The following is a 26,116-nucleotide window of genomic DNA, read 5'->3' as shown; positions in this document are numbered from 1 at the left end:
TCGATGCTCAACCATACCCCAGCACGTATGCGCCGTCACCGCATGAATTCGGCGATGGCGTCGTTCAGCTGCGCCGCCGCCTGCGGGTCCGCTTCCGAGGCCATCATGTGCCCGCTCGTGCAGGGCAGCCGCAGCAAGGTCGCTTGCGGAATGTGCTCCGCGGCCCAGACGCCCGCTTCAACGGGATTGTAGAGATCGAGCGCGGGCACGCAGACGAGCGTGGGTGCCGCGATCGCGGCCAGCGCCTTTGCGGTGTCGCCATCGAAGCCGGGGGTGGTGCCGACATCGTGGGTATCGTAGGCATGCGACTGCGCAATCCAGTCGAGCGGATCGGCGCGCTGCGTCGCCCACCATGCGGCGCGCGCATCGAGCCAGGCGTATGTGCCGCCCGCTTTCGCGGCGTCATCGGCGAAGCGTTCGGGCGTACGCATGGCGATGATCTGCATCACCGCGAGCCACGCGCTCCAGTCTCCGTTCGACTTAGAAAGCGCGCTGCGTCCCGCATGATTGATCGCCTGCGACCAGGGCGTGGTCTTCGCCATCGGCGTTAGCGCGACGAGCTTGCGCATGAAGCGCGGAAACGTCACGCCCCACTGCAACGCCTGCATGCCGCCCATCGACGCGCCGACCACGGCGGCCACTTCATCGATGCCGAGATGATCGAGCAGTGCCTTCTGGCTCTTCACCATGTCGCGGATGGTAAAACGCGGAAAGCGCTCGCCGCCCTGGCTCAACGCATTAGAAGGCGAACTCGACAAGCCATTGCCGAGCGCATCCACGACGACGATGTTCACGCTTTGCGGGTCGAAGGCACGCGCCTCGCCGATCAGAAAGTCCAGCCGATGATGCGTGCTGCCGATCGCGCACAAGCCCAATACCACGGGCCGTGCGCGGTCGCCGATATCGCCGTGCACGACGTAGGACACGAGCAGATCGTCTATATGTTCGCCCGATTCCAGCGCGAAGCGCCCGAGCGTCGCGCTGCGATGCGGCGCGTCGATCCAGCCGGGTTGCATGTCGGGATGACGCATGACGTTCGCTCAGAATTCGATGACCGCGCGCAGCTCCGCGCCCGTGGCGAGCCTTTGCAAGCCGTCGTTGATATCGGCAAGCGCGATATGCGACGTCACGTACTCGTCGAGTTTCAGCGAGCCGTCGAGATACGCTCTAGCGAGCATCGGAAAGTCGCTGGCCGGGTTCGCGCCGCCGTAGCTCGAACGTACGATCTGTTTCTCGCCCATGAGGCTCGCCCAACGAAACGAGGCCTCTTCTTCCGCCGGCAGCTTGCCGAGCCACACGACATGCGCGCCGGGCCTTGCAAGCTCCACGCTTGTCCGCAGCGATGTGCGATTACCCGCAGCCTCGAATACGTAATCCGCGCCGCGTCCCTGGGTCAGATCGGCATGCGCGGCAGCGAGGTTGTCGTCGGCTGAAAGCGCGTGAGTGGCGCCGACCGCGCGCGCAAGATCGAGCTTGTCCGACGCGCGATCCACCGCGATGATGCGCGCCGCGCCCGCGAGCCGCGCGCCCTGCACCGCCGACAAACCGACCGCGCCGCAGCCGATTACCGTCACGGTACTACCCGGCTCGACCTTCGCGACATTCAGCGCCGCGCCCACGCCCGTCATCACGCCACAGCCGATGAGACACGCGCGGTCGAACGGCATCTCGTGGGGCACCTTCACCGCGCACTCTTCCGACACCACGCACAACTCCGCGAAGCTGCCCGAATACATCAACTGATGCACGGGCGCGCCATCGTCGAGAAAGAGGCGAGGCGCGCCATCGAAATGGAACGACTGCGCCGCGTGATCGCGATACGCCTGGCAGAGAATCGAAAGCTTGCGCGCACAGTAAAAGCACGCGCCGCAATGAGGATTCCACGACGTGACGACATGGTCGCCCACCTTCACGCCGCGCACTGCGTTGCCCGCCCATTCGACGATACCCGCCGCTTCGTGCCCCGGCACGAACGGAAGCGGCGTGCGTAAGTCGCCGCGCACCGCTTCGAGATCGGTATGGCACAGGCTCGTCGCCTTCACGCGCACGATCACATCCGTGTCGGCCAGATTGCCGAGCGTGACGCGCCTGAGCTGCAAGGGCTCGCCTTTACGCTCCAAGACCGCTGCTTCGAATTTCGTGTTCGTCATGCGTCTAGCGTCGTCCGGTTGCGGTTTGTCCCGCGCCCTTGTAGAGAATGTTCAGGTTGCGCTCGCCGATCTGCTGATGCAGCGCGACGAACGCCGGGTCCAGTTCCTCGGTCGGACGCGGCTCGTGCTCGAAGGTGTTGTACGTATCGATGCCGCGCACGAGCGTGGCGCTGTCCTCGCCTTCGAGCTGGCGCACGTAAGTCGGGATATAGCGGATGGCATAGCCGATGCGCCGCTTGTCCGAATGGTTGGGCGGCGAGCCATGCACGATTCGCACATGATGAAGCGACATCTCGCCCGGCGCGAGTTCGATCGATACCGCCTGCGCTTCATCCACTTCCACCGCGACTTCCTGCCCGCGTGTGAGCAGATTGTGCTCGTTGAAGGTATCGCGATGCGGCATCTGGTCGAGCAGATGCGTGCCCGGCACGACCTGCATCGCACCGTTCGAACGGTTGCTCTCCGAAAGCGCGACCCACGCGGTCACGACATCGGGCTTGGACAATCCCCAATACGTCGAGTCCTGATGCCACGACACGTAGGCCGGGTCGCGCGCGTTCTTGATGAAGAAGCTGCTTGCCCAGACCAGCAGATTCTCGCCGTAGAGATCGTCGATTGCATCGACTACCTTGTCGTTGCGCACGAGATCGTTGAGCCACGGAAACAGCAGATGGCTCTTTACGTTGAGCGCCTTCTTCGCGAACGAACTTTTCTCGTGCTCGAAGTCCTCCAGGCGCTTGCGCAGTTCGAGCGCGGTCTCTTCGGACATCACGCGAATGGGCGCGACATAGCCGTGTTGCTGGAAATGTTCAACCTGTTGCGGGGTCAATGCCTTCAGCATGATGCGAGTCTCCTTTTTTCCGTGATTCAAGCAACCTGCATGCGCACCGGTGTTTCCAGCGCGCCGCGCCCGGAGGTAAAGCCGCCTGAGCGCAATACGCGGCCGTCTATCGCGCGTGCATCAGTGACGCCTGCGAGGGCCATCGTCATATCGAGTTCATCGCGGATGATTTCGAGCGCACGTGTCACGCCCGCTTCACCTTCCGCGCCGAGTCCATACAGAAATGCGCGGCCTATGTACACGCCGCGCGCGCCGCAAGCGAGCGCTTTCAACACGTCTTGTCCCGAGCGGATGCCACCGTCCATGTGCAGTTCGATATCGCCATGCACGGCTTCTGCGATACGCGGCAGCATGGAAATGCTCGAAGGCGCGCCGTCCAGTTGACGCCCGCCATGATTCGAAACGATGAGCGCGTCCGCGCCGATATCGCGGGCAATGCGCGCGTCTTCCTCGTCGAGGATGCCCTTCAGGATGATCTTGCCGCCCCACTGCTTGCGCACCCAGTCGATGTCCTGCCACGTGAGCGTCGGGTCGAACTGCCGCGCGGCCCAGTCGGCCATCGACGCGATGCCCGTCACGCCCGGCGCATGTCCGACGATATTGCCGAAGGTGCGGCGCGGCGTGCCCAGCATGCCCGCACACCAGCGCGGATAGCGCGACAGATGCGCGAGGTTGCGCAGCGTGAGCTTTGGCGGCGCGGACAGACCGTTCCGTTTGTCCTTGTGGCGCTGGCCTTGAATCTGCAAGTCGAGCGTGAGGACGAGCGCGGAACACCCGGCAATTTTCGCGCGATAAATCAGGTCCGCAATGAAACCGCGGTCCTTCATCATGTAGAGCTGAAACCAAAAAGGCTTCTGCGTATGCGCGGCGACGTCCTCAATCGAGCAGATGCTGACCGTCGATAACGTGAACGGCACACCGAAGCGCGCGGCCGCGCGCGCCGCGAGAATCTCGCCATCCGCGCGCTGCATGCCGGCGATGCCGGTCGGTGCAATGGCGACCGGCATCGAAACGGGGATACCAGCCATCGTCGTCGTGAGATTGCGCTCGCTGAAATCCACGGCGACACGCTGCCGGAACTGCAGTTGCGCGAAGTCGTCACTGTTCGCGCGATACGTCGATTCGGTCCACGAACCGGCATCGACATAGTCGTAGAACATGCGCGGCACGCGCTTCCTGGCGGCGATGCGCAGTTCCTCGATAGTCGCGTAATGTCGCATGATTTTTCGCCGTTACGCGAGTTCGGGTTGAAGCTGCAATTGAGGCTTGGGCGGTCTTACGAACACCGCGACGAAGATCGCGCCGAGCGCGGCGATCGCGCCGGTCAGCAAGAACGCGCTCTTGAAGTTGCCGGACCATTGCACGAGAAAACCCGTCAAGGCCGGCGCGACGATCCCCGCCAGATTGGCGATGAAGTGCACGAAACCGCCGACCGCGCCGACGCGCCGCTTTTCCACGGTATCGAGCACGATCGCGAAGTAGGTGTTGTACGACGCGTACATGAAGAAGACGGCGATGGCCATCAACGTGACCGCGCTCGTCAGGTCCGTCACCGTGCCTGTCACGCCGATGCACACCGCGCCCGCGCCCAGGCTCGTGATCAGCACGATCTTGCGCGCGAAGATGGCGCGGCCGGTCTTCTTGTAGATCCAGTCGCAGACCAGGCCGCCGACCACGAGGCCCGTCGCGCCGACCGCCCACGGAATCACGCTTACCACGGCCATCTTCTGAATGCTGAGGTGATGCGCCATCGTCAGATAGCTCGGGAACCACGACAGGAAGAAGTACAGGATGTAGGCGTAGCCGAAGAAGGCGAACGCGGTCGAAAGGATCGCTGGGCGCAGCAGGTAAGTGGACAACGGCGCGGGGGAGCCATCGGCGGCGAGGGCCGCGTCGTCTTGCGCGAGGGCTTCGGCGGATTCCTCGATGGGCGTCGACGGCTTGTCCTTCGCCAGCAGCAACCACGCGAGCACCCAGAGCGTGCCGACCGCGCCGATGATCACGAACGACGTACGCCAGCTCGTCGCCAGCGCGAGAAAGCCGACCACGGGCCCCGCGATCGCCGCGCCGACCGACTGTCCGGAATTCGCGATACCGATCATGCTCGCCTGCTGCCTGCGCGGAAACCAGTTCGAAACGAGCTTGTTGATGTTGGCGCAGAGCGGCCCTTCACCCATGCCAAAGACAATGCGCACGAGCAACAGACTGACGATGCCGACCGCCGTTGCCGTCAATCCGCAAAAGAGCGACCAGACGAGCATGGAGACGGCGAGCACGGATTTCGGTCCCCATCGATCCGCCGAATAGCCGCCGACGAAACAGAAGATCGCGTAGCCCACAAAAAAGCTGGAGAACACGATGCCGAGTTGCGCGGGATCGAGGTTGAGCTCGCGGGAAATGAGCGGCGCGGTGATTGATAACGCCGCCCGGTCGAGATAACTGATCGCTCCACCTACGAACAACAGACTTACGAGAGTCCAGCGCGCACGCGTCTCCATCGATGTCTCCTGGTGAGGGCCTCGGTTTGCGCTGAAAACGTTCAGTGCATCCAATGTACATTCAGCGTAGTTGAGACAAGCGGGGCGTGTCAATGAAGGAGTTGCAGGGGTAAACCTTTACGGCTTCGATCGGTGGAGGCGGAACGCTTCGCGTCGAACGGCCATCATCGGCGCCCTAAAGCTCCCCGCGCCCCCGCCGTTAACCGATGTGATGGATGGCTTTTCGCCACTCCGGCCTTTGCCGATCCGCGCATCGCACCGACATGGACCAACTGACTGAGGTGTACACGCTGCCCCGCTTGCGGGCAGCCAAGTGGTTACTGCACGCGGGGCCGGACATCCCCCGCGCGATTCGCGTCGCCCTGGTCGGCAGTCTGTTCGGCACGCTGCCCATTTTCGCGGGCGGCGTGCTCAACACGATTCTCGTCGCCTGGGTGCTCACGCGCCGTCATCCGACCATCGCGTTTCATGTGTGGCTCGCGCTCGAAATCGCCGTGTGTTTCGTGCGGCTCGTCGTGCTCGTCCTTGCGCGCCGCCGCGCGCGCGAACGGCGCGCCACGTTCACCGATCTCTATGTGCTGCTCGCGCCCATGTGGGGCGCGACGGTCGGCTACGGCGCCCTCGTCAGCGTGCTCTCCGGCGATTGGGTCGCGGCCACGCTCTCGTTTTTGTCGGCGGCCGCGATGGTCGGCGGCATCTGTTTTCGCAACTTCGGCGCGCCGCGTCTGGTCGCCGTGATGATCTTCCTGTCGCTCGGGCCGTGCTGCGTGGGCGCACTCCTGTCGGGCGAGCCGACGCTCTTGGTCACGTGCCTGCAGATTCCGTTTTATCTCTTCGCGATGAGCGCCGCCGCGTACCGCCTGAACGGCATGCTCGTCACGACGATGAAGGCCGAGCAGGAAAACGACCGCCGCGCGCGATACGACGAGCTCACCGGCCTGCTCAATCGCGCCGGTCTGTTCCGGGCGTTGCGCTCGCGCGTGCCAGGCAAGCGTTATCAGAACGATGAAAGCGCGCTGCTCTATCTCGATCTCGACGGCTTCAAGGCGATCAACGACGATCACGGCCACGAAATTGGCGACACGCTCCTCGCGCTCGTCGCGAAACGCTTGCGCCTGGTATCGGGCGAAGGCGCGCTGGTCGCGCGCCTGGGCGGCGACGAATTCGTGATCGTAACGCCGCCCGAAGCCGACCCGCCGGCACTCGCCGATACGCTCGTGCGCGAACTGTCGAAGCCATTCATGGCGAACGACGGGATGGCGCTTGGGATCGGCGTGAGTATCGGCATTGCGAAGTTCAGCGACGACGACCGCGAACTCGACGGCGTGTTGCGCGACGCCGACAACGCGCTCTACGAAGCCAAGCGCGCGGGCAAGAATCGTTGGGTGGCGGCAGAACGCTGGTTCAAGGCGGCGCGGCCATCCGGCATTCGTCCGGCGGCGCGGACTGCATGAGCCCGAAGCCCGAAGCCGGAAGCCGGAAGCCGGAAGCCGGAAGCCGGAAGCCGGAAGCCGGAAGCCGGAAGCCAAAATTTACCGGCTTCTGACGAAGGCAAGTAAATCGGTATTCGAAGTTCGCTGTTTTTACCGCTAAAGCTATAAAGAATATTGTTTTTCAATCGGTCCGGCGATTAAAAGGCATGCATGACTTGCATCCGAAAGGCGGGTTTCGCCGTATCGACTCCTAATCGATTCAGCTACGCCTTACAAGCGGAGTCAAAATTTCCTCTCCTCGCAAACGTTTGCGCAGGATTTTGTGTTTCAATACCAAAATAAAATATCGGCTGCGCTTTTCGATATTTCCGCGATTACAATTCGCGATCCGTCGATTGGAACAAGAGCTATGCACTCGCAATTCGAGGCTTCGACTCCGAACATGAAATCAAAGGCGGAACATAACCGTCAGGCGCACTTTCAGCGCTGGTTCGCTATTTTCGCAAGTCTCGCCCATTCCCGGCTGCCGCTTCCCGCTTATCTGCAAAGAGTCACGGATACCTTGAGGGAAGTTGCCGGCGTGGCGTCCGCGGTTGTCGAGTGGATCGAAGGCGATCAGCTCGTCTATTGCGCGGCGAGCGGAGTCGCCGCGAAAAGCGTCGGCACGCGTTTGCCCACCGCGGGCAGTCTTTCGGGCTTGTGCATCACGCGGCAACAAGCGCTCATCAGCCGCAATACGGCGAATGATCATCGCGTGGATCGTGCTGCATGCGAAGCCGTCGGCGCTGTCTCCATGGTGGTCGCGCCGGTCATTTACGAAGGCCGGTCGGTCGCGGTGCTGAAACTCATTTCAAGCGAAGCCGATTACTTCAGCCAAAGCGATATCTCCATTCTCAACGCGTTTTGCGCGTGCATTGCGGAAACCTTTGCACGCGAGGAAATCGCGCAGGAGAACCGCAAACTCCTGCAAGAGAATCAAAGCGTAAATGCGGACCTGACGGTCGAATTGTCGTTACGTATCGAATACGAAAAAAAGCTCGCCGATGCCATGCGTCGTCGCCGCACCGTGCTCGACAACGCGCATATTGCGTTCGTCGCCATGGACGAAGCCGGCATGGTCGTGGACTGGAACGAGGCTGCGACCAGCCTCTTCGGCTGGCGCGCGCAAGAGGCGCTCGACCGCGAACTCGCGCAGCTCATCGTGCCGGAGCGTTATCGCGATGCGCATCGCGCCGGTCTCACGCGCTATCTCGCCACCGGCGAGGCGCGCATGATGAATACGCGCGTGGAACTGCATGCGCTGCGCCGCGACGGCAGCGAATTCGCCGCCGAGCTGACCATCAGCGAAGTGTGGTTCGACGGGCAGCGGCAGTTCGCGTGCTTCATCCACGACATCACGGATCGCCGCCGCGCGACGGAAGCGGACGAACGCCTGCGGCTCCTCATCCATTCGGTGAGCGACTACGCCATCTGCATGCTCGACCACGACGGCATCATCCGTTCGTGGAACGACGGCGCGCGCGCGCTCTACGGCTTCACCGCGCAAGAAGCGATCGGCCGGCATTTCGCGCTCTTCTATCTGTCGGACGAACAGGGCCGCGACCGTCCTGGCGACGACTTGCGTCTCGCGGCGGAACGCGGCCGCACGGAACACGAGGACTGGCGCACGCGCAAGGATGGCTCGGAGTTCTGGGCGCACGTCATTCTGAGCGCGCTGCCCGCCGCCGATGGCCGCGAAAAAGGCTTCGTCGCCATCACGCGCGACATGACCGCGCGCAGGCGTTTGGAAGAACTCGAGGCGTCGAGCCGCCGCATGAACGAGTTTCTCGCGTTGCTCGGCCATGAACTGCGCAATCCGCTCGCGCCCATCCGCAACGCGGTGAGCATTCTCAAGCTAAAGGCTTCCGACGATGCCGATGTCATTCGCAGCCGCCATATCGTCGACCGGCAGCTCGCGCATCTGACCAAGCTGGTGGACGATCTGCTCGAAGCGGGCCGCGTGAGTTCCGGCAAGATCCGGCTCGCGACCGAGACCGTGGATATCGCCGATGTCGTGCACCTGAGTGTCGAAGCGAGTCAACCGCTTTTCGAGGCGCGCGGGCAGCGGCTCGACGTGGACGACAGCGGCCAGCGCCTCTTCGTCAATGGCGACCCGACGCGGCTCGTGCAAGCGCTCAATAACCTGCTCAACAACGCGGCGAAATTCAGTCCGCCCGAGTCGACCATCCGGCTGGAAATCGGTCCACGCGGCGGCGCGGCGCTTCTGCGCGTGACGGATCAGGGTCGCGGCATTTCCGCCGATGCGCTCGCCTCCGTGTTCGATCTTTTCGTGCAGGAGCATGCGCCGGGCGCGCATCCGGATGAAGGCGGGCTTGGCATCGGCCTCACGCTGGTTCGAGCGATCGCCGAATTGCATGGCGGCCACGTCGAGGCGAAGAGCGGCGGCACTGGCAAGGGCAGCGCGTTCAGTTTGTGGCTGCCGCTCGCGCAACCGCCCACGCAGGGCATCATGCCGCCTTCCGCGCCGAATGCGGTGGCGAGCCGTCAGCTCGACGTGCTCGTCGTCGACGACAATCGCGACTCGGCCGACAGCATGACCTTGCTCGTCGATATGCTCGGTCACGCGGCGCGCGCGGCGTATGACGGCCCGGAAGCGCTGGCATCGTTCGGGACGACGCGTCCGCAAGTCGTGCTGCTCGATCTATCGATGCCGGGCATGACGGGCTTCGACGTCATTCGTCAGATGCGCGATGAAGGCAAGCGTGTGATCGTCGCCGCAATGACGGGTCTTGGTTCCGACGAAGACATGGCGCGCACGCGGGCGGCCGGGTTCGACGCGCATTTGGTCAAGCCGGTGGATTTGCCTGAGCTGGAGCGCGTGTTGGCGATGGCGGGGAAGTGAAGGTGTGCGGGCGGTTGGCGGTGGGCATCCTGCGGGCCTATGCCAAGCGTTGAGCCGTCGGCGTCAAGTCGCGACCGCCTGCGCCGCCTCGCGGACCACTTTTTCCGCTGATCCACGCGCTTTAGACAAGCGCAACGTGCGCGCTCAACCAATCGGCGCGACAATGCGTCATCGCTGACCCGCGCGCACTCATCGCCATGACTTCTTTCGCAACGCTTACGAATCTCTGGCAACTCGCCGGCCTTCCCGACGATGCCCTCCACCTCGTCGATCTACCCGGACACGACCCGGTGTTCCCGTCATCGTTCGCCGTGGGCCAAGCGGCGCAATCGACCATCGCGGCGGCAGCGCTCGCGGCCTCCGAGCTGGCTCATGCGCGCGGCGTCGACCGCCAGCGCGTGAGCGTCGACATGACGCACGCGGCCGTCGAATGCACCGACTGGTTCACGGTCGATGGCGCCGAACCCGAGACCTGGGGCAAGTTCTCGGGCCTCTACCGCACGGCCGATGGCTACGTGCGCATACACGCAAACTTCGAGCATCATCAGGATGGCGCGTTGCGCGTGCTGGGTCTCGACCCGCACAGCGCCACGCGCGCCGATGCCGAACGCGCGCTGCTCGAATGGCGCGCGAACGATTACGAAACCGCGTGCGCCGAACGCGGCCTCGTCGTGACGATGCTGCGCAGCTTCGAAGAATGGGATGCGACGCCGCAAGCCAAAGCCATCGCCGCGCAGCCGTTGCTGAAGATCACGCGTATCGGCGACGCTGCGCCTCTCGCGCTGCCCGCGCTCGACAATGACGCGCGCCCGCTGACCGATATCCGCGTGCTGGACGTCACGCGCATCCTTGCCGGTCCCACGGGCGGTCGAGCGCTCGCCTCGTTCGGCGCGGACGTGATGCTCGTGAATTCGCCGCATCTGCCGAACATTCCCGCTATCGCCGAGACGAGTCGCGGCAAGCGCTCCGCGCATCTCGACCTGCGCACGGAAGACGGTCGCGCGACGCTGTGGCGGCTGATCGATGACGCGCATGTCTTCTCGCAAGGCTATCGGCCGGGCGGGATCGCCGAGCTTGGCTTCGGGCCCGAGGCGCTGGTGGCGCGGCGGCCGGGCATCGTGTACGTGTCCTTGTCGGCTTATGGCACGGAAGGTCCGTGGGCGGATCGGCGTGGCTTCGATTCGCTCGTGCAGACCGCGATAGGCTTCAACGCCGCCGAAGGCGAAGCGCAGGGCGATGGCAAACCGCGAGCGCTGCCCATGCAGATGCTCGACATGGCGAGCGGCTTTCTGATGGCGTTCGGCGCGGCCGCCGCGCTATGGAAGCAACAAACGGAAGGCGGTAGCTGGCACGTGGAGGTTTCGCTCGCACAGACGGGACACTGGCTGCGCGGGCTTGGACGTATCGACGGAGGGTTGAAGACGGCGCGGCCGGACATCGCCGCATACACCGAGGAACGCGAATCGGGTTTCGGCATGCTGCGCGCGGTCACGCCGAGCGCGCGCTTCGAGCGCACGCCGGCGGGTTACGCGAGGCCATCGGTGCCGCCGGGAACGGATGAGCCGAAGTGGTGAGTTCGTGGCATGGGCGGCGATTTCAAACGCGACATGCAGAACTTCGCATCAACTCAAGTAACCGAGATGCTCCGCAAGGATCACGCTGCCCACGCCAATGAGAATCAGCCCGCCCAAGATCTCCGCGCGCTTGCCGATAGTCGCGCCGACCAGCCGTCCGACCATCACGCCGATGGTCACCATGAGCATGGTTGCGAAGCCGATGGTCGCGGCGGTCGAGAAGATATCGACATCGATGAACGCGAGGCCCGCGCCGACCGCCATCGCGTCGATGCTGGTGGCAAAGCCCGTGACGGCGAGCACCCAGAAGGAATGTGAATTGGGCTTCTCTTCTTCGTGAGCCGATTTGCTTAAGCCTTCGCGGATCATGCGCGCGCCGAGCACGAAAAGCAGGCCGAAAGCGATCCAGTGGTCCCACGCGGTGACGTATTGCGCGGCGGCGCGGCCGAGCGCCCACCCGACGAGCGGTGTGAGCGCCTCGATTACGCCGAAGATGACTCCCGCCTTGAGCGCCTCGCCGATGCGCGGTTTATGCAGGCTCGCGCCTTTGCCCACGGCGGCGGCGAAGGCGTCGGTGGACATGGCGAAAGCAAGGAATACGGTGGAAGCGAGGTTCATCGAGTAGCGCTCTGGTCTGGTCGGGCAAGCACAAGGACAGAAGGCGCGCCCGACCGGAAGCGCATTCTGTCGATGGTCTTGCCAACCTGTGACGGCTGCCCATGCCACGGTCGAAAGACCGAGCGTGTTGACATGGACGCTCTCCCGGGCGGGAAAGCCGGCTACTCCCCAACGAAGAAATGCGAGCTTAACACGACAGATCACCCGATCCGGACCATTGGGTTAAAGTGGGTTGCAACGCCGCATCCCTAACGCTCAGGAGGCACCATGGAGGCAGAACACATCACCCAGTCAGAAGCCCGCGCGGCCGTCGAGCGTCTTTACGCCGCCTTCGCGCAAAAGGACGTGAACTTGCTGCGCCAAGCCGTGACGTCGGACTGGGAATATCTGCCTGAGCCGGCCGGCTTCAAAGCCGGTCCCGACCAGATGATCCCGATCTTCGCGGAGATGGCGGTTGCGCTGCCTGACATGCGCATCGAGATTCTAGACATGCTCACGCAGGACAATCGCGTCGGCGTGCGCGCGGAAGTGAGCGGTACGCAGTCCGGTCCGTTGATGGGCATCGCGGCGACATCGAAGCCGGTTCGATTTGCCATTCACTCGTTCCATGAGATACGCGATGACCGTGTGTCGAAGACGTGGCATCTGGAAGACTGGTTGAGCGTGTTTCGGCAAATTGGCGAAGTGCCGCGCGGTATTGGATCGGATGCGTAATTCGAGAACGCGCGAAGTCGATTGAAACGAGAAAGGTCTGAAGCGTACGTCGTTTATCTTTCTTTCCAATACGTCGCGGGCGGCGCGTCACGAATTTTCTATTTTCCAAATGCGCCGCACATTGCCCGCTGACTATTCAGCTTTAATTTTTCTGACCAAATAAATCTCGCAACGCGCTTGCTTTTGAAGCCTGAATTGCTGTCGCCATTAAGAATACATCCTCCGCTCTACGATTATCTCGCAAAGATAAGCGCGGCTCGTGAAAGTGACGCGATTAAGTCTTGATTATCCCGTCTGTCACCGACTATATTTCTCGACGCACCGCGCCATTCCCATCGGCAAAAGGCGCGGCCCCGCTTGCGCTTCGCGTTATCAGCATCGCGCTACTCACCTGTCTTCGCGTCCGCGAATGAATTTAATTTTCCGCGACATAAGCGAGCACACGTCATCGGCTTATTTTGGATTATGCAAATCGCTCATCGCTTAATTAGTTTTTGCAGAAACACAAAACCTGTTTTGCCTGCGATCTTTTCAGCAAGTCTGTTATTAACCGCTTGCGGTGGTTCGGACAGCGCTAACGTGCCATCGAGCGTCGATGATTCACGCTATCGTCATCACGCCGCGTCCACCGCCATAAATCCTGTCGCCAGCGATTTATTCTACGGAATGAACGGTCACAACAGTTACGGCGATGTCTATTATCTTGCTGGCGCCGCCAGACAATTAGCGCAGCTTCAGGATCTCGGCATCAAACTGTATCGCAACGAGGTGTATAGCAAATCAACCGCCATGCGTCTCGCCAATGTGGCCAACGCGCTGGCCGCCGGTGGGGTGACGGTGTACCCGGTGATCTTGATGGGCATCGATTTCGCCGATGAAGACTCCGCCTACCAATCGGCCTATGCGCTCGCGCGCGACGTCGTGAGTGTGCAGCGTTACGCCTACTACGAAGTCACCAACGAACTCGGCTCGGCAACGGTCGCCGGATGGGTGGACGGCGTGCGGCCCACGGACTTCGACAACCAAAAGTTCCAGATTGCGCGTGGCGTCATCCGAGGCATGATCGCCGGCATCAAGTCGATGGACCCGTCGGGCAAGATCGTCATGGGCGGGAATGCGTGGATGCAATACGGCTTCGTGACGATGCTCGCGAACGGCACACAGCCGGACGGTTCGGGCGGGCATCCCATCGTGACGTGGGACATCACGGCATGGCACTGGTACTCCGACCAGGGCAACATCGAGCACGCGTGCGGCGGCACGGGTTGCTACAACGTCATCGGCGCGCTTGCCCGGTTCGGCAAGCCGGTATGGATCAATGAAATGGGCGTGCGGCCCGACTTCGGCACCGATCAGCAAGCGGCCGCCTTCCTTGCCAACGACATGCTCGGCGGCCTGAGAGCGATCGCGGTGCGCTACGACATCGAATCCTTGCAGATCTACCAGCTCTACGACGATCCGCCTGGCGGCGAAGGACCTTACGGCGTGATCCTCGACGACGGCCAGACGCCCAAGCCCGCCTACGCCGCCGTGAAGCAATTCATCGCCACCAATCCGCGTCCATGACAGGCATCACCGCAGACCGAACACGCCCACGCCGTTGCGCGTCCCCACATAGACCTTGCCGTTCGCGATCATCGGCGTAATGAACTTGTTGCCCTGCCCGAACTGATCGCGCGCGCCCGCCGCCTGGTTGCTGTTGTAAAGCTCGCGCGCGAGATTGCTGGCGTCGTAGGCGTGCAGCACGGCGATGGTGCCATTCTCCACCGCCCATACGATGCCGTTCGCCGCGCCGTTCGCAGACACGCTCGGCGTGGCGCCCGGCGAGCCGAAACTGTTCGCGGTCTGGCTCGTCGGCGTCGTGGACAAGGCGGCGTTCGCGATGCCGAACGCCTTGATGCTGTCGCCAATCGAGCCGAAATAAACGGTGTTGTTGAAGTACGCGGGCATGGCGAACATCGGGCCGCGAATCTGCCCGACGATCTCCTGATAGATGTGATCCGCATTCGAATCGAACTTGCCCATCGCGTCGCGATTGACCACGTAGATCGTCGATGTCTTGCCCGCGCCGAGCGCGAGATGATGCGTCGTGCCGCCCGCATCGACGAGATCGGGCAATACGAGCGCGCCGCCCGAACCCAGATCTTCATCGGCCGCCGATTCGTTCACCGTGTTCGACGGCTGGAAATAATCAGTGACGGCGAGGGCGGGCGAAGTCCCGAGTTTCAGAAAGCCGTTGCCGAAATTGCCATGAATCGGCATGCCGTTGCCGTCGAGCGTGGCGTCGAAAGTGCCGTTGGCATCGAGGAAATAGATCGACGTGCCGTCCGACGCGAGGCCCGCGCCGCTCATCCAGATCGCGCCCATCTGGCCGTTCGGCGTGAGATTGAGCACGTTTGCCTGCTGCAGCGTGCTGGCGTTATAGCCGATCACCCAACCGGTGTACGGCATGATGTCGCAATGCGATGTCCACGCGGTATAGACCACGCCGTTTTGCAGCAACAGCGAAGCGCGCTCTGCGTACTGGCCGGGATCGAAGCTCACGCGGCCATTCGCGCTGCCCGCGCCCGTGCCGGGATACGACGCGGCAATTTCGGTCGGACCGTTGAAAAGTTCCGCGCCTGTCGTGATGTCGAGCGCGTGAATGCGCTGGTGATACTTGCCCGACGTGTCTTTCGACATGCCGACCACGTAGATCGCGCCATTCGGGCCGCGCGTGCGGTCGATGACCGGCGTCGCCGTAATGCCTATAGTCGGCGTGATCTGGCCGCAGCCATGGTCGTCGCTCGGTGTTTCGCCTGCGCCTAACGTCGACGATTTCCACAGGATCGCGCCAGTGTCGGCGTCGAACGCGTAGACACTGGCGTTTTCGGTGGCGACGTAGAGCACGTTGTGCGTGCCGCCCGCGATTGCCACGCTCGTCAGGAAGAGCGGTTCCGCGTCCACGGGTCCGTCCGCCGCAAGCACGTTGAGCTTGCCGAAGGTCGTCGAATTGACGTTCGCGGGCGTGAGCTTCGTTTCCGCGAGTTGCTGGCCCGTGCGGCCGATGTCGTTGTGATAGGTCGCAACGTCCATCGGATGGGCGACAGGGGTAACGACGGTGCCCCCGCCCGCTCCGCCCGAAGACCCCGAAGACCCCGAAGCGCCTGAAGCGCCCGATGCGCCTGAAGGGCTCGAAGCGCCCGCGGGACTCGACGCGCCTGACGGAGTCGACACCGCCGACGGACTAGAAGCCGCCGAAGGATTCGACGCCGGCGCGCTGCTGCCCGCCGCCGGAGTCGAACTGGAACCGCCTCCCCCGCTGCATCCGCCAATGATGGCCGACACGATTACTGCGCTACACAGCCACGGCAACGCGCCGGCACGGCTCGAGCGATCCCCTTTCATACATCCTCCCTTCTGGAAGAACGGCGTAATCAGTCGGTTTTGCCCTGCATTGGAGCAATTTGGATTCCACTTCCATCACATGCGGCCTATGCCCTTCAGCTTGCACGCAAACCACACTTTTGGAAATATTGAAAGCAACTTGTTGCACTGCGTCACAACATGCTAATATAGGGTTATTACCTAGTTAGTTACCCTAGGTCGTTCATTTTTAAGGGAGTTTAGTCATGGCCGTCATCGCCGTTACCTCAAGTTCGTTTGTTTTCGCCATTGCCAAGACCGTGCGCGCCGCTTTTCTGGACGCGCTCAAGACACGCGCAAAAGTCAGCAAGCTCATGGCCGATGCCTATCGGCGCGCGGCTTGAGTCGCTCCACACGCGGCGGCGATCATGCTGTCGCGCAGGTTGAAAAAGAAACGGCGGGCAATTGCCCGCCGTTCCTTTTTTTCGCTTACCGTTTGCGCTACTGCAGCGTGTAGGCAATCACGTAGTCGCCGGCTTTCGTGCCGAGCGAACCGTGGCCGCCAGCCGTGACCAGCACGAATTGCTTGCCGCTGGCATCGGCGTAACTCATCGGCGTCGCCTGGCCGCCCGCGGGCAGACGCGCTTCCCACAGTTTGTGGCCATCGCGCACGTCGTAGGCGCGCACGTACTGGTCGAGCGTACCGGTGAGGAACGCCACGCCGCCTGCCGTGACCATCGTTCCGCCGAGGCTTGGCACGCCGAGCGGCATCGGAATGGGCAGCGGCGCGCTATCGCGGATCGTGCCGTTCTTGTGCTGCCACGCAATCCCGCCCGTGCGCAGATCCACGCCCGCCACGTAACCCCACGGCGGCGCCTGACACGGAATGCCGAGCGGCGAAAGAAACGCGCTGATCTCATAGGCGAACGGCGTGCCGCGCGCCTGCTTGATACCGCTCGTCTCGCTGCCCTTCTTTTCCCCTTGCTGCGCGTCGAGCTTCTCGCGCGGAATCAGTTTCGACACGAACGCCATATAGTCCGGATTCGCGATGAGGATCTGCCGCACCGGATCGACCGACACGCCGCCCCAGTCGAACACGCCGAAGTTACCCGGAAACACGAGCGTGCCCTGCTCGGACGGCGGCGTGAACGGGCCTTCGTAACGCAGACTCTTGAACTTGATACGGCACCAGAGCTGATCGAACGGCGTCGTGCCCCACATGTCGGCCTCGCGCACGCGCGGCGGATTGAAGTTGAGCGCGGAAACCGCCTGCGTCGGCGCGGTGTGGTCGCCACGCGCAGCGCCTTGCGGCACCGGCGTCTCGGTAATGGGCACGATCGGCTTGCCGGTCTCGCGGTTCAGCACGTAAATGCTGCCCTGTTTCGTCGATGCGATCACCGCCGGTTGCGTGCCCTCCGCCGTCTGCAAATCGACGAGCGTCGGTTGACCGCCCACATCCATGTCCCACAGATCGTGGTGCGTGAACTGGTAGTTCCAGCGCAGCTTGCCCGTGAACGCATCCAGCGCGACCAGGCCTGCCGCGAAGCGCTCGGCTTGCGGCGTGCGCTGTCCGCCCCACTGATCGGGCGTTTGGTTGCCCATTGGCAGATAAATGAGACCGCGCTTTTCGTCGACGCTGAACATCGACCACATGTTGGGCGAGTTGCGCACGTAGGTGCCGCCCGGCGCGATGGGTTCGGTGGCGTCCGGATTACCCGAGTCCCAGTTCCAGACCAGATGGCCGTCGTTCACGTCGAACGCGCGGATCACGCCAGAAGGTTCGTTGTTCGATTCGTTGTCCGTCACGTGACCGCCGACGATTACCAGATTGCGCACCACAGCGGGTGGCGAGGTGGAGTAATAGCCGCCGGGCGTGAACGGTCCGATGTTCAAACGCAGATCGATCGCGCCGTTCTTGCCGAAGTTCGTGCAGGGCTTGCCGGTATCGGCGTCGAGCGCAAAGAGCCGGGCGTCAGCGGTCGGCAGAAAGAGACGGCGTGAGCACTCGCCGGTGGCGGCGGTTTGAGCAACGGCTACGGGTGCGGCCGGTGCGGCCGGTGCGCCGGGCGCGGATGCTTCGGCGGGCGCGGAGGCGCTGGCCGAAGCGGTGGCGTCGGAAGCCGTCGTATCCGTCGAAGCCGCGGGCGCGGATGCGCTCGCGTCGAGCGCTGGCGCGGAAGCGGAAGCAGCCGCATCGGCGGCGGAGGGCGGACCCACGTGCATTGCCGCATCGTAATAAGCGACGCCCCGGCAAGTCATATGCTCCCAGTGCTTGAAGCCGATGGGACTTTGAATCTGCGGATCGAAGCGCCAGCGTTCCGCACCCGTCGCGGCATCGAGCGCGATCACCTTGCTATGCGGCGTGCACAGAAAAATGGTGTTGCCGACCTTGATCGGCGTGTTCTCGTCCGTCGTCTCCGTGGGATCGTCGGGGCCGGGCATGTCACCGGTGCGAAACGTCCACGCCACTTTCAGCTGATGCGCGTTCTCGGGCGTGATCTGCGCGATCGGCGCATACCGTTGCGCCAGCGGCGAGCCGCCGTAATCGGTCCAGTCGCTTGCCGCGCGTCCAGTGCCGGCGTTCAGATCGGCCTGATTCGGATCGGCGGCTACGTTGACATCGATACGTCCCGGACGGTCATGGAAGTCCTGAAAGTACGTGCCTGCACCGAGCAACAGCGTGAGGATGACGGCAGCGGCCAGCGGCACGCGGGCGGCGCGTGCAGTCGAAGGCGGCCCGAACAGCGCGCCGCGATGCACGAACGGAATTAGCAGCCACAGTGCGAGCAGCAGCCAAATCCAGAGACGCGGCATGAGTTGCCAGAAATCGAACTTGACTTCGAAGACGGCCCAGATCGTCGAGGCAAACAGGAAAATTGCAAACAGCAAGAGCGCGGAGCGCCGCCGTATCAACAGCAAAAGGCCGGTCAGTACGATGGCCGCGCCCGCGATTACGTAGTACCACGATCCTTGCAAGGTCACGAGGTAAGCACCACCGGCCGCAAGCACCGCGCCGATGATGATGAACCCGACGGCCGTGACGAACGTGAGCGGATGAAGTCTTCCGGTGCCAGCCATACTGCTACCCTCCGTGATGATGAATGGCGGAACACAGCCGTCCTGCGGCCGTGGTTCGGACATGGTGAACCGGGGGAGGGTAGCAATTCGCGTGCCGTGACGACACCTTGCAACGGCTCAAGCCAGAGCGCGCGGCCAGCGTCCGAGATGAACGTCGGCCATGGGGAGATCGGCGAGTAATGCAGCTTTCAGATCGCTTCGTTCGGAGAAGCGCGGCGCGTCGAGCCACGCGAGGAACTCGTCGCACCACACGCCCCACGCGTTCTGGTCGAAATCGAAGTCTTCGTCGATACGCCCGTTATTGCGCAGGTACGCGCCCATCACTTGCTTGCCGTTCCAGTAAGCCACGGCCACGTCGTTGAAATCAGCGGTCATGCCGCGCGGCAGGTCGCGCAACAACATGGCGACATGCGCTTTGAACGAGGCAAAATCGGTCGGTCTCATCGCGTGCTCCGCTTCAGGGATGTCATCGTGCCCGATATCGCGTGCCCGCCTCAGCCGAACACGCGCTTGTTCAGATCCTTCTCGAAGGCAACGGTCCAGTGGGAGCCATGCCCGATGCGATATTCGCGTTCCTTCGAAGTGGATCGCCGCACGATCGTTACATAACCCTGCAATGGATAGACGTCGTCGACGACATCCGACGCGCCTGCTTCGGTCACGAGGAAATCGCCCTCGGTGAAACGGTGGCGCGCGAGAATCGCAAGAAACTCCGCTTTCTCGTCCGGTGCGATCACTGACATGGCGGCCCTCCGGGACTGAACGCTGCTTCATTCAAGGTAGCACACGCGCGCGGGAACGTCGGGCAAAACGCGCGCGGAGTGTGGGGCGCAGCCCTTTATCGAACGAGGCCGATACTCATGAACATTCGTGTGATTTCGCTATGCGCGATGGCGTTGATGCTTCGCGCTGTCGCGGCAAGCAGCGCCGAAGCCGCGCCATGCGGCACACTCGAAGGCGCGGCGGGCAGCTCATTCGCGCTGCGCGAAGGCGAAAGCGTGAATCTGAAACGCGGCGACGAGACGATACACGGCGCGCTGCACGTCTATCGAGACGATGCGGTGTATCGCGTGTACTGGCAGCCCGATGGAAGTCCCGAGCAGTACGTGCTCGCGAATGCGGGAGAGAACAGCGTGCGGCTCGTTGCGACGCCGCCGCGCGGTTCGAAGGTGGATCCGGGACCGGGCACGCTGCCTTCGCAGAGCGTGCTCTCGTGTCCCGCTTTATGACTAGCGCGCCAGCACCTTGCGGATGGAGTCCGCCACCACCTGCACGTTGCTGTCGTTCAGGCCCGCGACGCACATGCGGCCGGAGCGCAAGATATATACGCCGAACTCCTCGCGCAGACGGTCCACTTGTTCCGCCTGCAAGCCGGTGTACGTGAACATGCCGCGTTGCTTGATATAACGCGCAAGCGCCTCGCCGCGTACATGCTCGCACAGGCCGTCGTGAATCGCGTGCCGCATACACGCGATGCGCTGACACATCGCCGCCAGTTCCTCGCGCCACGATTGCGCGAGTTCCGGCGTGTTCAGCACCTTGGTCACGATCTTCGCGCCGTGCGTCGGCGGATTACTGTAGTTCGCGCGCACCGCGCTCGTCAATTGACCGAGCACGCGATCGGCTTCAGCGGCATCGTCGCATACGACATGCAGGCCGCCACAGCGCTCGCCGTACAGCGAGAAATTCTTCGAGAACGAGTTGGCGACGAACGCCGGCACGCCGCGCCGCGCAATCTCGCGCACCGCGAAGGCATCGGCGTCGAGCCCTGCGCCGAAGCCTTGATACGCCATGTCGACGAAGGGCAGCAAGTCGCGCTTTTGCAGCACGTCGATGACCTTCACCCACTGCGCTTCGTCCAGATCGACGCCTGTCGGGTTATGACAGCACGCATGCAGCAACACGACGCTCTTCGCAGGCAGCTTGTCGATGGCGTCCAGCATGGCATCGAACAACAGCCCGCCGGTTGCTTCGTCGTAATAGGGATACGTGTTCACTTCGAAGCCCGCGCGCTCGAAGATGAAACGGTGGTTCTCCCACGTCGGATCGCTTACCCACACCTTCGCGTCCGGGAAGTAACGCCGGATGAAATCCGCGCCCACTTTCAACGCGCCCGAACCACCGAGCGTCTGCACGCTCGCAATGCGTCCGTCGGCACGCGGTGCGCTCTCGGCGCCGAAAACGAGCGTCTGCACGGCATCGCGATAATGCGCGAAACCGGCCATCGGCAGATACGGCTTCGGGCCGAGTTCCTGCAAGAGCGAAAGCTCGGCTTCGCGCACGGCTTGCATCACGGGAAGACGGCCGGCATCGTCGAAATAGATGCCGATACTCAGATTGACCTTGTCGGTGCGCGGGTCCTTCTGAAAGTTTTCGTTCAGCGTGAGAATCGGGTCGCCGGGGTAGGCATCGATATGTTCGAACATGGTGGTGGTTTCAGGACTTCGGGACGGGAGTTCAGCGAGTCGGCGCGCGGCGCGATTGGCCCGCGCTGCCGTTCCTTTTTCCGAGATAGTAGCCGATTCCGAGAACGGCCAGCCAGATCGGGATCAGCCAGACGGAGAGCCGCAAGCCCGGCGTCTCGAACATCACCCAGACTATGCCCGCGACGAATGCAAGACACAGATAGTTCGTGAGCGGATAGCCGAGGCTCGGGAACGCCGTCACCGAGCCGCTCGCGCGCTTCCTAGCGCGGAACTTCAGATGGATGATGCTGATCATCGCCCAGTTGATGACGAGCGCGGATACCGCGAGACCCATCAGCAATTCGAAGGCGCGTCCCGGAATGAAGTAATTGATGAGCACGCAAGCCGCCGTGACGAGCGCCGACACGCCGAGCGCGACGAGCGGAATGCCGCGCGCGCTCACCCGCAACAGGGCGCGCGGCGCATTGCCTTGCTGCGCGAGACCGTAAAGCATGCGGCTGTTGGCATAGACGCCGCTGTTATAGACCGAAAGCGCGGCCGTCAGCACGATCACATTGAGCACGTTCGCGATGAGGCCGCTGTTCATCTCGCGGAAGATCAACACGAACGGACTGCCGCCCGTCACGACCTTGTCCCACGGATACAGCGAAAGCAGCACGCCAAGCGCGCCGATATAGAAGATGAGAATGCGATAGATGACCTGATTGGTCGCGCGCGGAATGCTGCGCGACGGGTCTTCCGCTTCCGCTGCCGTGATGCCGACGAGTTCGAGCCCGCCGAACGAAAACATGATGACGGCCATGGACATGACGAGCCCGCTCACGCCATAGGGAAAAAAGCCGCCGAGCTTCCACAGGTTGGTGACGCTCGCTTGCGGCCCCGCGTGACCCGAGATCAGCAGATACGCGCCAAACAGGATCATGCCGACGATGGCCGCGACCTTCACGATGGCGAACCAAAACTCCATCTCGCCGTATGACTTCACGCTCGTCAGATTGATGGCGTTGACGAGCGCGAAGCACACGAGCGCCGACACCCACGCGGGCAGCATCGGCCACCAATACTGCATGTAGATGCCGATGGCCGACAGCTCCGCCATGCTCACGAGAATGTAGACCGCCCAATAGTTCCAGCCGGAGATGAAGCCCGCCGCGTTGCCCCAATAACGTGCAGCGAAATGGCTGAACGAGCCGGCCACCGGTTCATCGACGACCATCTCGCCCAACTGCCGCATGATGAAAAACGCCGCCAGCCCGGCGATGGCATAGCCGAGCAGCACGGACGGCCCCGCGAGCCGGATGGTCTGCGCGACACCCAAAAAGAGCCCGGTGCCAATTGCGCCGCCAAGCGCGATCAACTGGATATGCCGGCTCTTGAGTCCTCGGCGGAGTGTCGTCTGCGATGCCTGTACTGCCTGTTCTGTCTGTGAAGTGCCTGAAGCCATGTCGATGCGTGCCTGAACTGCGCGAAAACCCCTAGGGTTCTTTTGAGCCGCAAAGCGGCCCACTGTTGTTTTTTTGTCCGAATGACACGCAAACGTTGCTTTTATCGTTTTGGCCAGCGAAGCGGACGAAACGCGATTCTACCGCCTGGCCGCCGCAGAGCCTTATTGGGCGGACCTTGCTCGCCGTTCCCGGCAACTTTAGGCCTACCGCGCAAACGATTTGAGGCCGGAATCAGGGCTTGTTCGGAGGATTGATTCGGCATCCGCGACCGCAAAATTCATCTCATGCACTCAACGGGGAAGTCGACATGTTTCAGACGATGGAAGGCAACGCGGCACCGCATCGCGTAATCGGTTCGAAAGCGGATTCGGAAGCGGAACTCTTGAGCACGCTGCAGGCGGCGTCGGAAAACATCATGCGCCTCGCGGGCAAGCTGCTCGCCGGACGCGACGCCTCGGCGCAGGACGCGGTCTCCATCACCGAACAGAACGAACTGGCGCAACTGACCATCGGCCGACTGCTCGCGCTACCGGCATCGACAATTTAAGCACCAAAGAGAAGCGCGGCGGCTCCATGTGGAAGCCGTCCGCGATCAGGGAATTAGACGCGCAAGCCCAAAGAATCTGGAAGGGAACATGAACTACCTGACGATCATCGCAACTGTGTGGGCGATTTGCGCGATCTGCGCGGTGCTGTTCATCCGCGGCTCGGCGGCGCAGCAAATGAAGCCGGCGCGCGTACGTCGTGACCAACGCACGCTTGCCGAGCGCATCAAGGATTTCAGCCACACGGCCTGAAGTACCGAAATACCGAAGTCCCGCGTCCGAATACGGCAGGCCGTTGTCGCCTGACAAACGGCCGCTGCCGGTGAATTATTTGATTGCCGCCACCGCCGCGCGCAAGCCGAGCAGATAGCTGTCCACGCCGAAGCCGGAAATCTGCCCCTTCGCGACTTCCGCGAATACCGACTTGTGACGGAACTCCTCGCGTGCATGCACATGCGACATGTGCACTTCGACGATAGGCACGGTGAGAATGGCGAGTGCATCGCGAATACCGTAGCTGTAATGCGTCCACGCGCCCGCGTTGATGATGATCGCATCCACCTTGTCTTCGAACGCCTTGTGGATGCGCGCGCACATCTCCCCTTCGATATTGGTCTGGTAACTTTCCACCTCGACGCCCAGTTCCTTGCCGAGCGCTTGCAACTGTTCGTCGATCTGCGCGAGCGTGGCCGTGCCGTACTGCTTGGGGTCGCGCTTGCCGAACATGTTGAGATTGACGCCATGCAGCGTGAGGATCTTTGCCATAACGAATTCCTTTCGGTGGATGAATGAAGCGTGGAAAGCTCGAACCTCGCTTTCGACGATGCGCAGATTCTGCAACCCGCGGCGCGCACTGACAATAGCCATGCGTCGCGCGTTGCGCGCTAAAGCTCGTCACCGGGCAGCCGATAACGCGTATACCGGCGCTAACGGCGATTCATCCGCTCTCCCGCGCAACTACAACGTTTAGCCGGTCTCAGTATGTCAGCCACTTCGTCCTTGCGCGATTCCATTCTGGCCACGCCTTCGACCACGGACGGACCGATCACGGCGGCCATTCGCGCGTCGCTGCTATCCACCCTCGTCGAGGACATTCGGCCGCTTCTGCTCTCCGGTCTTTCCAGCGCTTTCGTCGCGACGATCGCGCTCTTGCGTCTGCATGCGCTCTGGACCGTGCTCTGGCTCGGCGCCGATGTGCTGTTGCTCGCGGCGCGCGTCGGTATCGTGTGCCGGTATCGCGCGTTGAGCCGCCCGGACGCGCCGCATCCCGAGCCCTGGGCCGCGCGCTATGCGCCCTTCGCGCTCCTTACGTGTCTCGCGCTGGGACTCGGCGCGATGGCCTGCGTCATCTCCGGCGATACCGTGCTGGCCGCGCTCGCGATCATGGTGACGGCGGGATTGCTCGGCGGCATCGCATCGCGCAATGCGGGCACGCCGTATCTCGTCAGCGCGCAGATTTGCCTCGGCGCGGCGCCTATCGGTTTTGGCGCGCTGCTCGCGGGCGGAAGTTTCTGGATGCTCGTGCCGCCGCTTTTCCTGTATATCGGCGCGATGGGCTCGGTCGTGCGCCGCCACTATCGCACGCTCGTCGCGCTGATGATCGCGGAGCAGCGTCACGCCGAACTCGCCGCGCGCTTCGACGCCGCCCTCGCCCACATGCCGCATGGCCTTTGCACCGTCGATGCGGAAGGCAAGGTGATCATCGCCAATCGACGGGCGGCGGAACTGTTCGGCTCGACCGTCGAGATGCTGCGGCTGAATATATCGTTGCCGGATTTCATCGGCCATGCGGGACTCGCGAAGTTCGGCGAGACCTTGCGTGCGCAACTGGTCGAACGTTGCGCGCTGTGGCTGAAAGACGGGCAAGGCGCGCTCGAACTGAATCTCGCCGATGGGCGGCAACTCGAACTTTGCCGCAACGCGGTGCCGGACGGCAGCGCGGTGATCATCATCGAGGACGTGACGGAGCGGCGCCGTTCGGAAGCGCGGCTTCTGCACTGGGCGCATCACGATTCGCTCACGGGACTGCCCAACCGCCGCTATCTCGGCGATCACGCCGAACGGCTGATGGCGAACGGCGCGAGCCGCGAGAAGGTCATGGTGATGTATGTCGATCTCGACGGCTTCAAGCGCGTCAACGACACGCACGGCCACAATGCGGGCGACGAGCTGCTGACCCAGGCCGCCGACCGCCTGCGTAACGCGATGCGGCGCGGCGAGCTGGTCGCGCGGCTCGGCGGCGACGAGTTCGCCATCGTGGCGACTTACATTGCGCGAACGTCGGGTGCGGCATTCGCGCGGCGCATCATCGGCGATCTGTCGGCGCCTTACGAACTCGACGATGGCGGTATTGCGCGCGTGGGCGTGAGCGTCGGTATCGCGCTGGCGCGACGCGGCGAGTTGTTCGAGAGCGCCCTTAAACGCGCGGATGCGGCGCTCTACGAAGCGAAGCGCGAGCAACGCTGCACCTACCGGTTCGCGGCAGGCGACGAAGATCTGTTTCAGGTCGATGCGCACGCGGAAGCGCATCGCGAAGGTTGATCGAAC

Annotated in this window: 23 protein-coding genes and 1 riboswitch; of the genes, 10 read left to right on the top strand and 13 right to left on the bottom strand. The window is 62.9% G+C overall.

Annotation, left to right across the window (positions count from 1 at the left end; genetic code table 11):
- Positions 1 to 35: 35 nt before the first annotated feature.
- The 5 genes from ACYQ47_RS08670 to ACYQ47_RS08650 are packed head-to-tail and all read right to left on the bottom strand — an operon-like array spanning position 36 to position 5,489.
- Positions 36 to 1,031 (bottom strand): alpha/beta fold hydrolase, encoded by a 996-nt coding sequence (locus tag ACYQ47_RS08670; protein ID WP_459905106.1) that lies wholly within the window; start codon positions 1,029 to 1,031, stop codon positions 36 to 38.
- A gap of 9 nt (positions 1,032 to 1,040) precedes the next feature.
- The gene (locus ACYQ47_RS08665; protein ID WP_459905104.1) at positions 1,041 to 2,150 is read right to left on the bottom strand and encodes a Zn-dependent alcohol dehydrogenase; all 1,110 of its coding nucleotides are present in this window, start codon (positions 2,148 to 2,150) and stop codon (positions 1,041 to 1,043) included.
- Between the two features lie 4 nt (positions 2,151 to 2,154).
- Positions 2,155 to 2,991, bottom strand: a complete 837-nt coding sequence (locus ACYQ47_RS08660; protein WP_244830965.1) for a phytanoyl-CoA dioxygenase family protein — start codon at positions 2,989 to 2,991, stop codon at positions 2,155 to 2,157.
- Between the two features lie 26 nt (positions 2,992 to 3,017).
- The gene (locus tag ACYQ47_RS08655; protein ID WP_250469186.1) at positions 3,018 to 4,211 is read right to left on the bottom strand and encodes an alpha-hydroxy acid oxidase; all 1,194 of its coding nucleotides are present in this window, start codon (positions 4,209 to 4,211) and stop codon (positions 3,018 to 3,020) included.
- A 12-nt stretch (positions 4,212 to 4,223) separates the two neighbouring features.
- Positions 4,224 to 5,489: an MFS transporter gene (locus tag ACYQ47_RS08650; RefSeq protein WP_250494458.1), complete on the bottom strand. Its 1,266-nt coding sequence runs from the start codon at positions 5,487 to 5,489 to the stop codon at positions 4,224 to 4,226.
- A gap of 263 nt (positions 5,490 to 5,752) precedes the next feature.
- Between ACYQ47_RS08650 and ACYQ47_RS08645 the strand changes: the two genes are divergently transcribed.
- From ACYQ47_RS08645 to ACYQ47_RS08635, 3 genes are all read left to right on the top strand, one after another.
- Positions 5,753 to 6,943, top strand: coding sequence for a diguanylate cyclase domain-containing protein (locus ACYQ47_RS08645; protein ID WP_459905102.1), 1,191 nt, complete (start codon positions 5,753 to 5,755; stop codon positions 6,941 to 6,943).
- A 421-nt stretch (positions 6,944 to 7,364) separates the two neighbouring features.
- Complete coding sequence (locus ACYQ47_RS08640) at positions 7,365 to 9,824, top strand: hybrid sensor histidine kinase/response regulator (RefSeq protein ID WP_309846800.1); 2,460 nt, start codon at positions 7,365 to 7,367, stop codon at positions 9,822 to 9,824.
- A 197-nt stretch (positions 9,825 to 10,021) separates the two neighbouring features.
- Entirely contained in the window at positions 10,022 to 11,398 is a 1,377-nt protein-coding gene (locus ACYQ47_RS08635; protein ID WP_459905101.1) for a CoA transferase, read from the top strand.
- Between the two features lie 48 nt (positions 11,399 to 11,446).
- Here the strand turns inward: ACYQ47_RS08635 and mntP are convergent, their stop codons facing one another.
- Positions 11,447 to 12,016 carry a manganese efflux pump MntP gene (gene mntP / locus ACYQ47_RS08630; protein WP_250469181.1) on the bottom strand — a complete coding sequence of 190 codons (570 nt, stop codon included), beginning with the start codon at positions 12,014 to 12,016 and terminating at the stop codon, positions 11,447 to 11,449.
- A gap of 14 nt (positions 12,017 to 12,030) precedes the next feature.
- Positions 12,031 to 12,198: riboswitch (yybP-ykoY riboswitch) on the bottom strand.
- An 85-nt stretch (positions 12,199 to 12,283) separates the two neighbouring features.
- Between mntP and ACYQ47_RS08625 the strand changes: the two genes are divergently transcribed.
- A complete protein-coding gene (locus ACYQ47_RS08625; RefSeq protein ID WP_459905100.1) occupies positions 12,284 to 12,730 on the top strand; it encodes an ester cyclase in 447 nt (148 codons plus the stop codon).
- Positions 12,731 to 13,396: 666 nt separating this feature from the next.
- Entirely contained in the window at positions 13,397 to 14,296 is a 900-nt protein-coding gene (locus tag ACYQ47_RS08620; RefSeq protein ID WP_250494453.1) for a glycoside hydrolase family protein, read from the top strand.
- Positions 14,297 to 14,302: 6 nt separating this feature from the next.
- On the opposite strand, the gene ACYQ47_RS08615 is transcribed toward ACYQ47_RS08620, so the two are convergent.
- Complete coding sequence (locus ACYQ47_RS08615; RefSeq protein ID WP_459905098.1) at positions 14,303 to 16,117, bottom strand: PQQ-binding-like beta-propeller repeat protein; 1,815 nt, start codon at positions 16,115 to 16,117, stop codon at positions 14,303 to 14,305.
- A gap of 224 nt (positions 16,118 to 16,341) precedes the next feature.
- Between ACYQ47_RS08615 and ACYQ47_RS08610 the strand changes: the two genes are divergently transcribed.
- Positions 16,342 to 16,479 carry a hypothetical protein gene (locus ACYQ47_RS08610; protein ID WP_244830975.1) on the top strand — a complete coding sequence of 46 codons (138 nt, stop codon included), beginning with the start codon at positions 16,342 to 16,344 and terminating at the stop codon, positions 16,477 to 16,479.
- A 97-nt stretch (positions 16,480 to 16,576) separates the two neighbouring features.
- Here ACYQ47_RS08610 and ACYQ47_RS08605 read toward each other — a convergent pair whose 3' ends face one another.
- From ACYQ47_RS08605 to ACYQ47_RS08595, 3 genes are all read right to left on the bottom strand, one after another.
- Entirely contained in the window at positions 16,577 to 19,153 is a 2,577-nt protein-coding gene (locus tag ACYQ47_RS08605) for a glucose/quinate/shikimate family membrane-bound PQQ-dependent dehydrogenase (RefSeq protein WP_459905096.1), read from the bottom strand.
- A 117-nt stretch (positions 19,154 to 19,270) separates the two neighbouring features.
- On the bottom strand, positions 19,271 to 19,597 hold the full coding sequence (locus tag ACYQ47_RS08600; protein ID WP_459905094.1) for a hypothetical protein: 327 nt from the start codon (positions 19,595 to 19,597) through the stop codon (positions 19,271 to 19,273).
- A gap of 50 nt (positions 19,598 to 19,647) precedes the next feature.
- Positions 19,648 to 19,896 (bottom strand): hypothetical protein, encoded by a 249-nt coding sequence (locus tag ACYQ47_RS08595; RefSeq protein ID WP_244830978.1) that lies wholly within the window; start codon positions 19,894 to 19,896, stop codon positions 19,648 to 19,650.
- Between the two features lie 117 nt (positions 19,897 to 20,013).
- On the opposite strand from ACYQ47_RS08595, the gene ACYQ47_RS08590 reads away from it, so the two are divergent.
- Entirely contained in the window at positions 20,014 to 20,382 is a 369-nt protein-coding gene (locus ACYQ47_RS08590; protein WP_459905092.1) for a hypothetical protein, read from the top strand.
- Here the strand turns inward: ACYQ47_RS08590 and ACYQ47_RS08585 are convergent, their stop codons facing one another.
- Positions 20,383 to 21,579, bottom strand: a complete 1,197-nt coding sequence (locus ACYQ47_RS08585; protein WP_459905091.1) for an amino acid aminotransferase — start codon at positions 21,577 to 21,579, stop codon at positions 20,383 to 20,385.
- A gap of 31 nt (positions 21,580 to 21,610) precedes the next feature.
- The gene (locus ACYQ47_RS08580; protein WP_309958225.1) at positions 21,611 to 23,023 is read right to left on the bottom strand and encodes an amino acid permease; all 1,413 of its coding nucleotides are present in this window, start codon (positions 23,021 to 23,023) and stop codon (positions 21,611 to 21,613) included.
- Positions 23,024 to 23,331: 308 nt separating this feature from the next.
- Between ACYQ47_RS08580 and ACYQ47_RS08575 the strand changes: the two genes are divergently transcribed.
- Both ACYQ47_RS08575 and ACYQ47_RS08570 read left to right on the top strand, forming a co-directional pair.
- Complete coding sequence (locus ACYQ47_RS08575; protein WP_250510932.1) at positions 23,332 to 23,571, top strand: hypothetical protein; 240 nt, start codon at positions 23,332 to 23,334, stop codon at positions 23,569 to 23,571.
- A gap of 88 nt (positions 23,572 to 23,659) precedes the next feature.
- The gene (locus tag ACYQ47_RS08570; protein ID WP_250469165.1) at positions 23,660 to 23,821 is read left to right on the top strand and encodes a hypothetical protein; all 162 of its coding nucleotides are present in this window, start codon (positions 23,660 to 23,662) and stop codon (positions 23,819 to 23,821) included.
- 75 nt (positions 23,822 to 23,896) lie between these two features.
- On the opposite strand, the gene aroQ is transcribed toward ACYQ47_RS08570, so the two are convergent.
- Complete coding sequence (gene aroQ / locus ACYQ47_RS08565; protein WP_244830984.1) at positions 23,897 to 24,334, bottom strand: type II 3-dehydroquinate dehydratase; 438 nt, start codon at positions 24,332 to 24,334, stop codon at positions 23,897 to 23,899.
- 216 nt (positions 24,335 to 24,550) lie between these two features.
- Here aroQ and ACYQ47_RS08560 point away from each other — a divergent pair, with 216 nt between their 5' ends.
- Entirely contained in the window at positions 24,551 to 26,110 is a 1,560-nt protein-coding gene (locus tag ACYQ47_RS08560; RefSeq protein WP_459905089.1) for a diguanylate cyclase domain-containing protein, read from the top strand.
- Positions 26,111 to 26,116 lie beyond the last annotated feature (6 nt).

It is taken from the genome of Caballeronia sp. HLA56 (assembly GCF_054655155.1).
The sequence above is the reverse complement of the archived record's forward strand: the minus strand, read 5'-3'. Positions and strand labels throughout refer to the sequence as shown.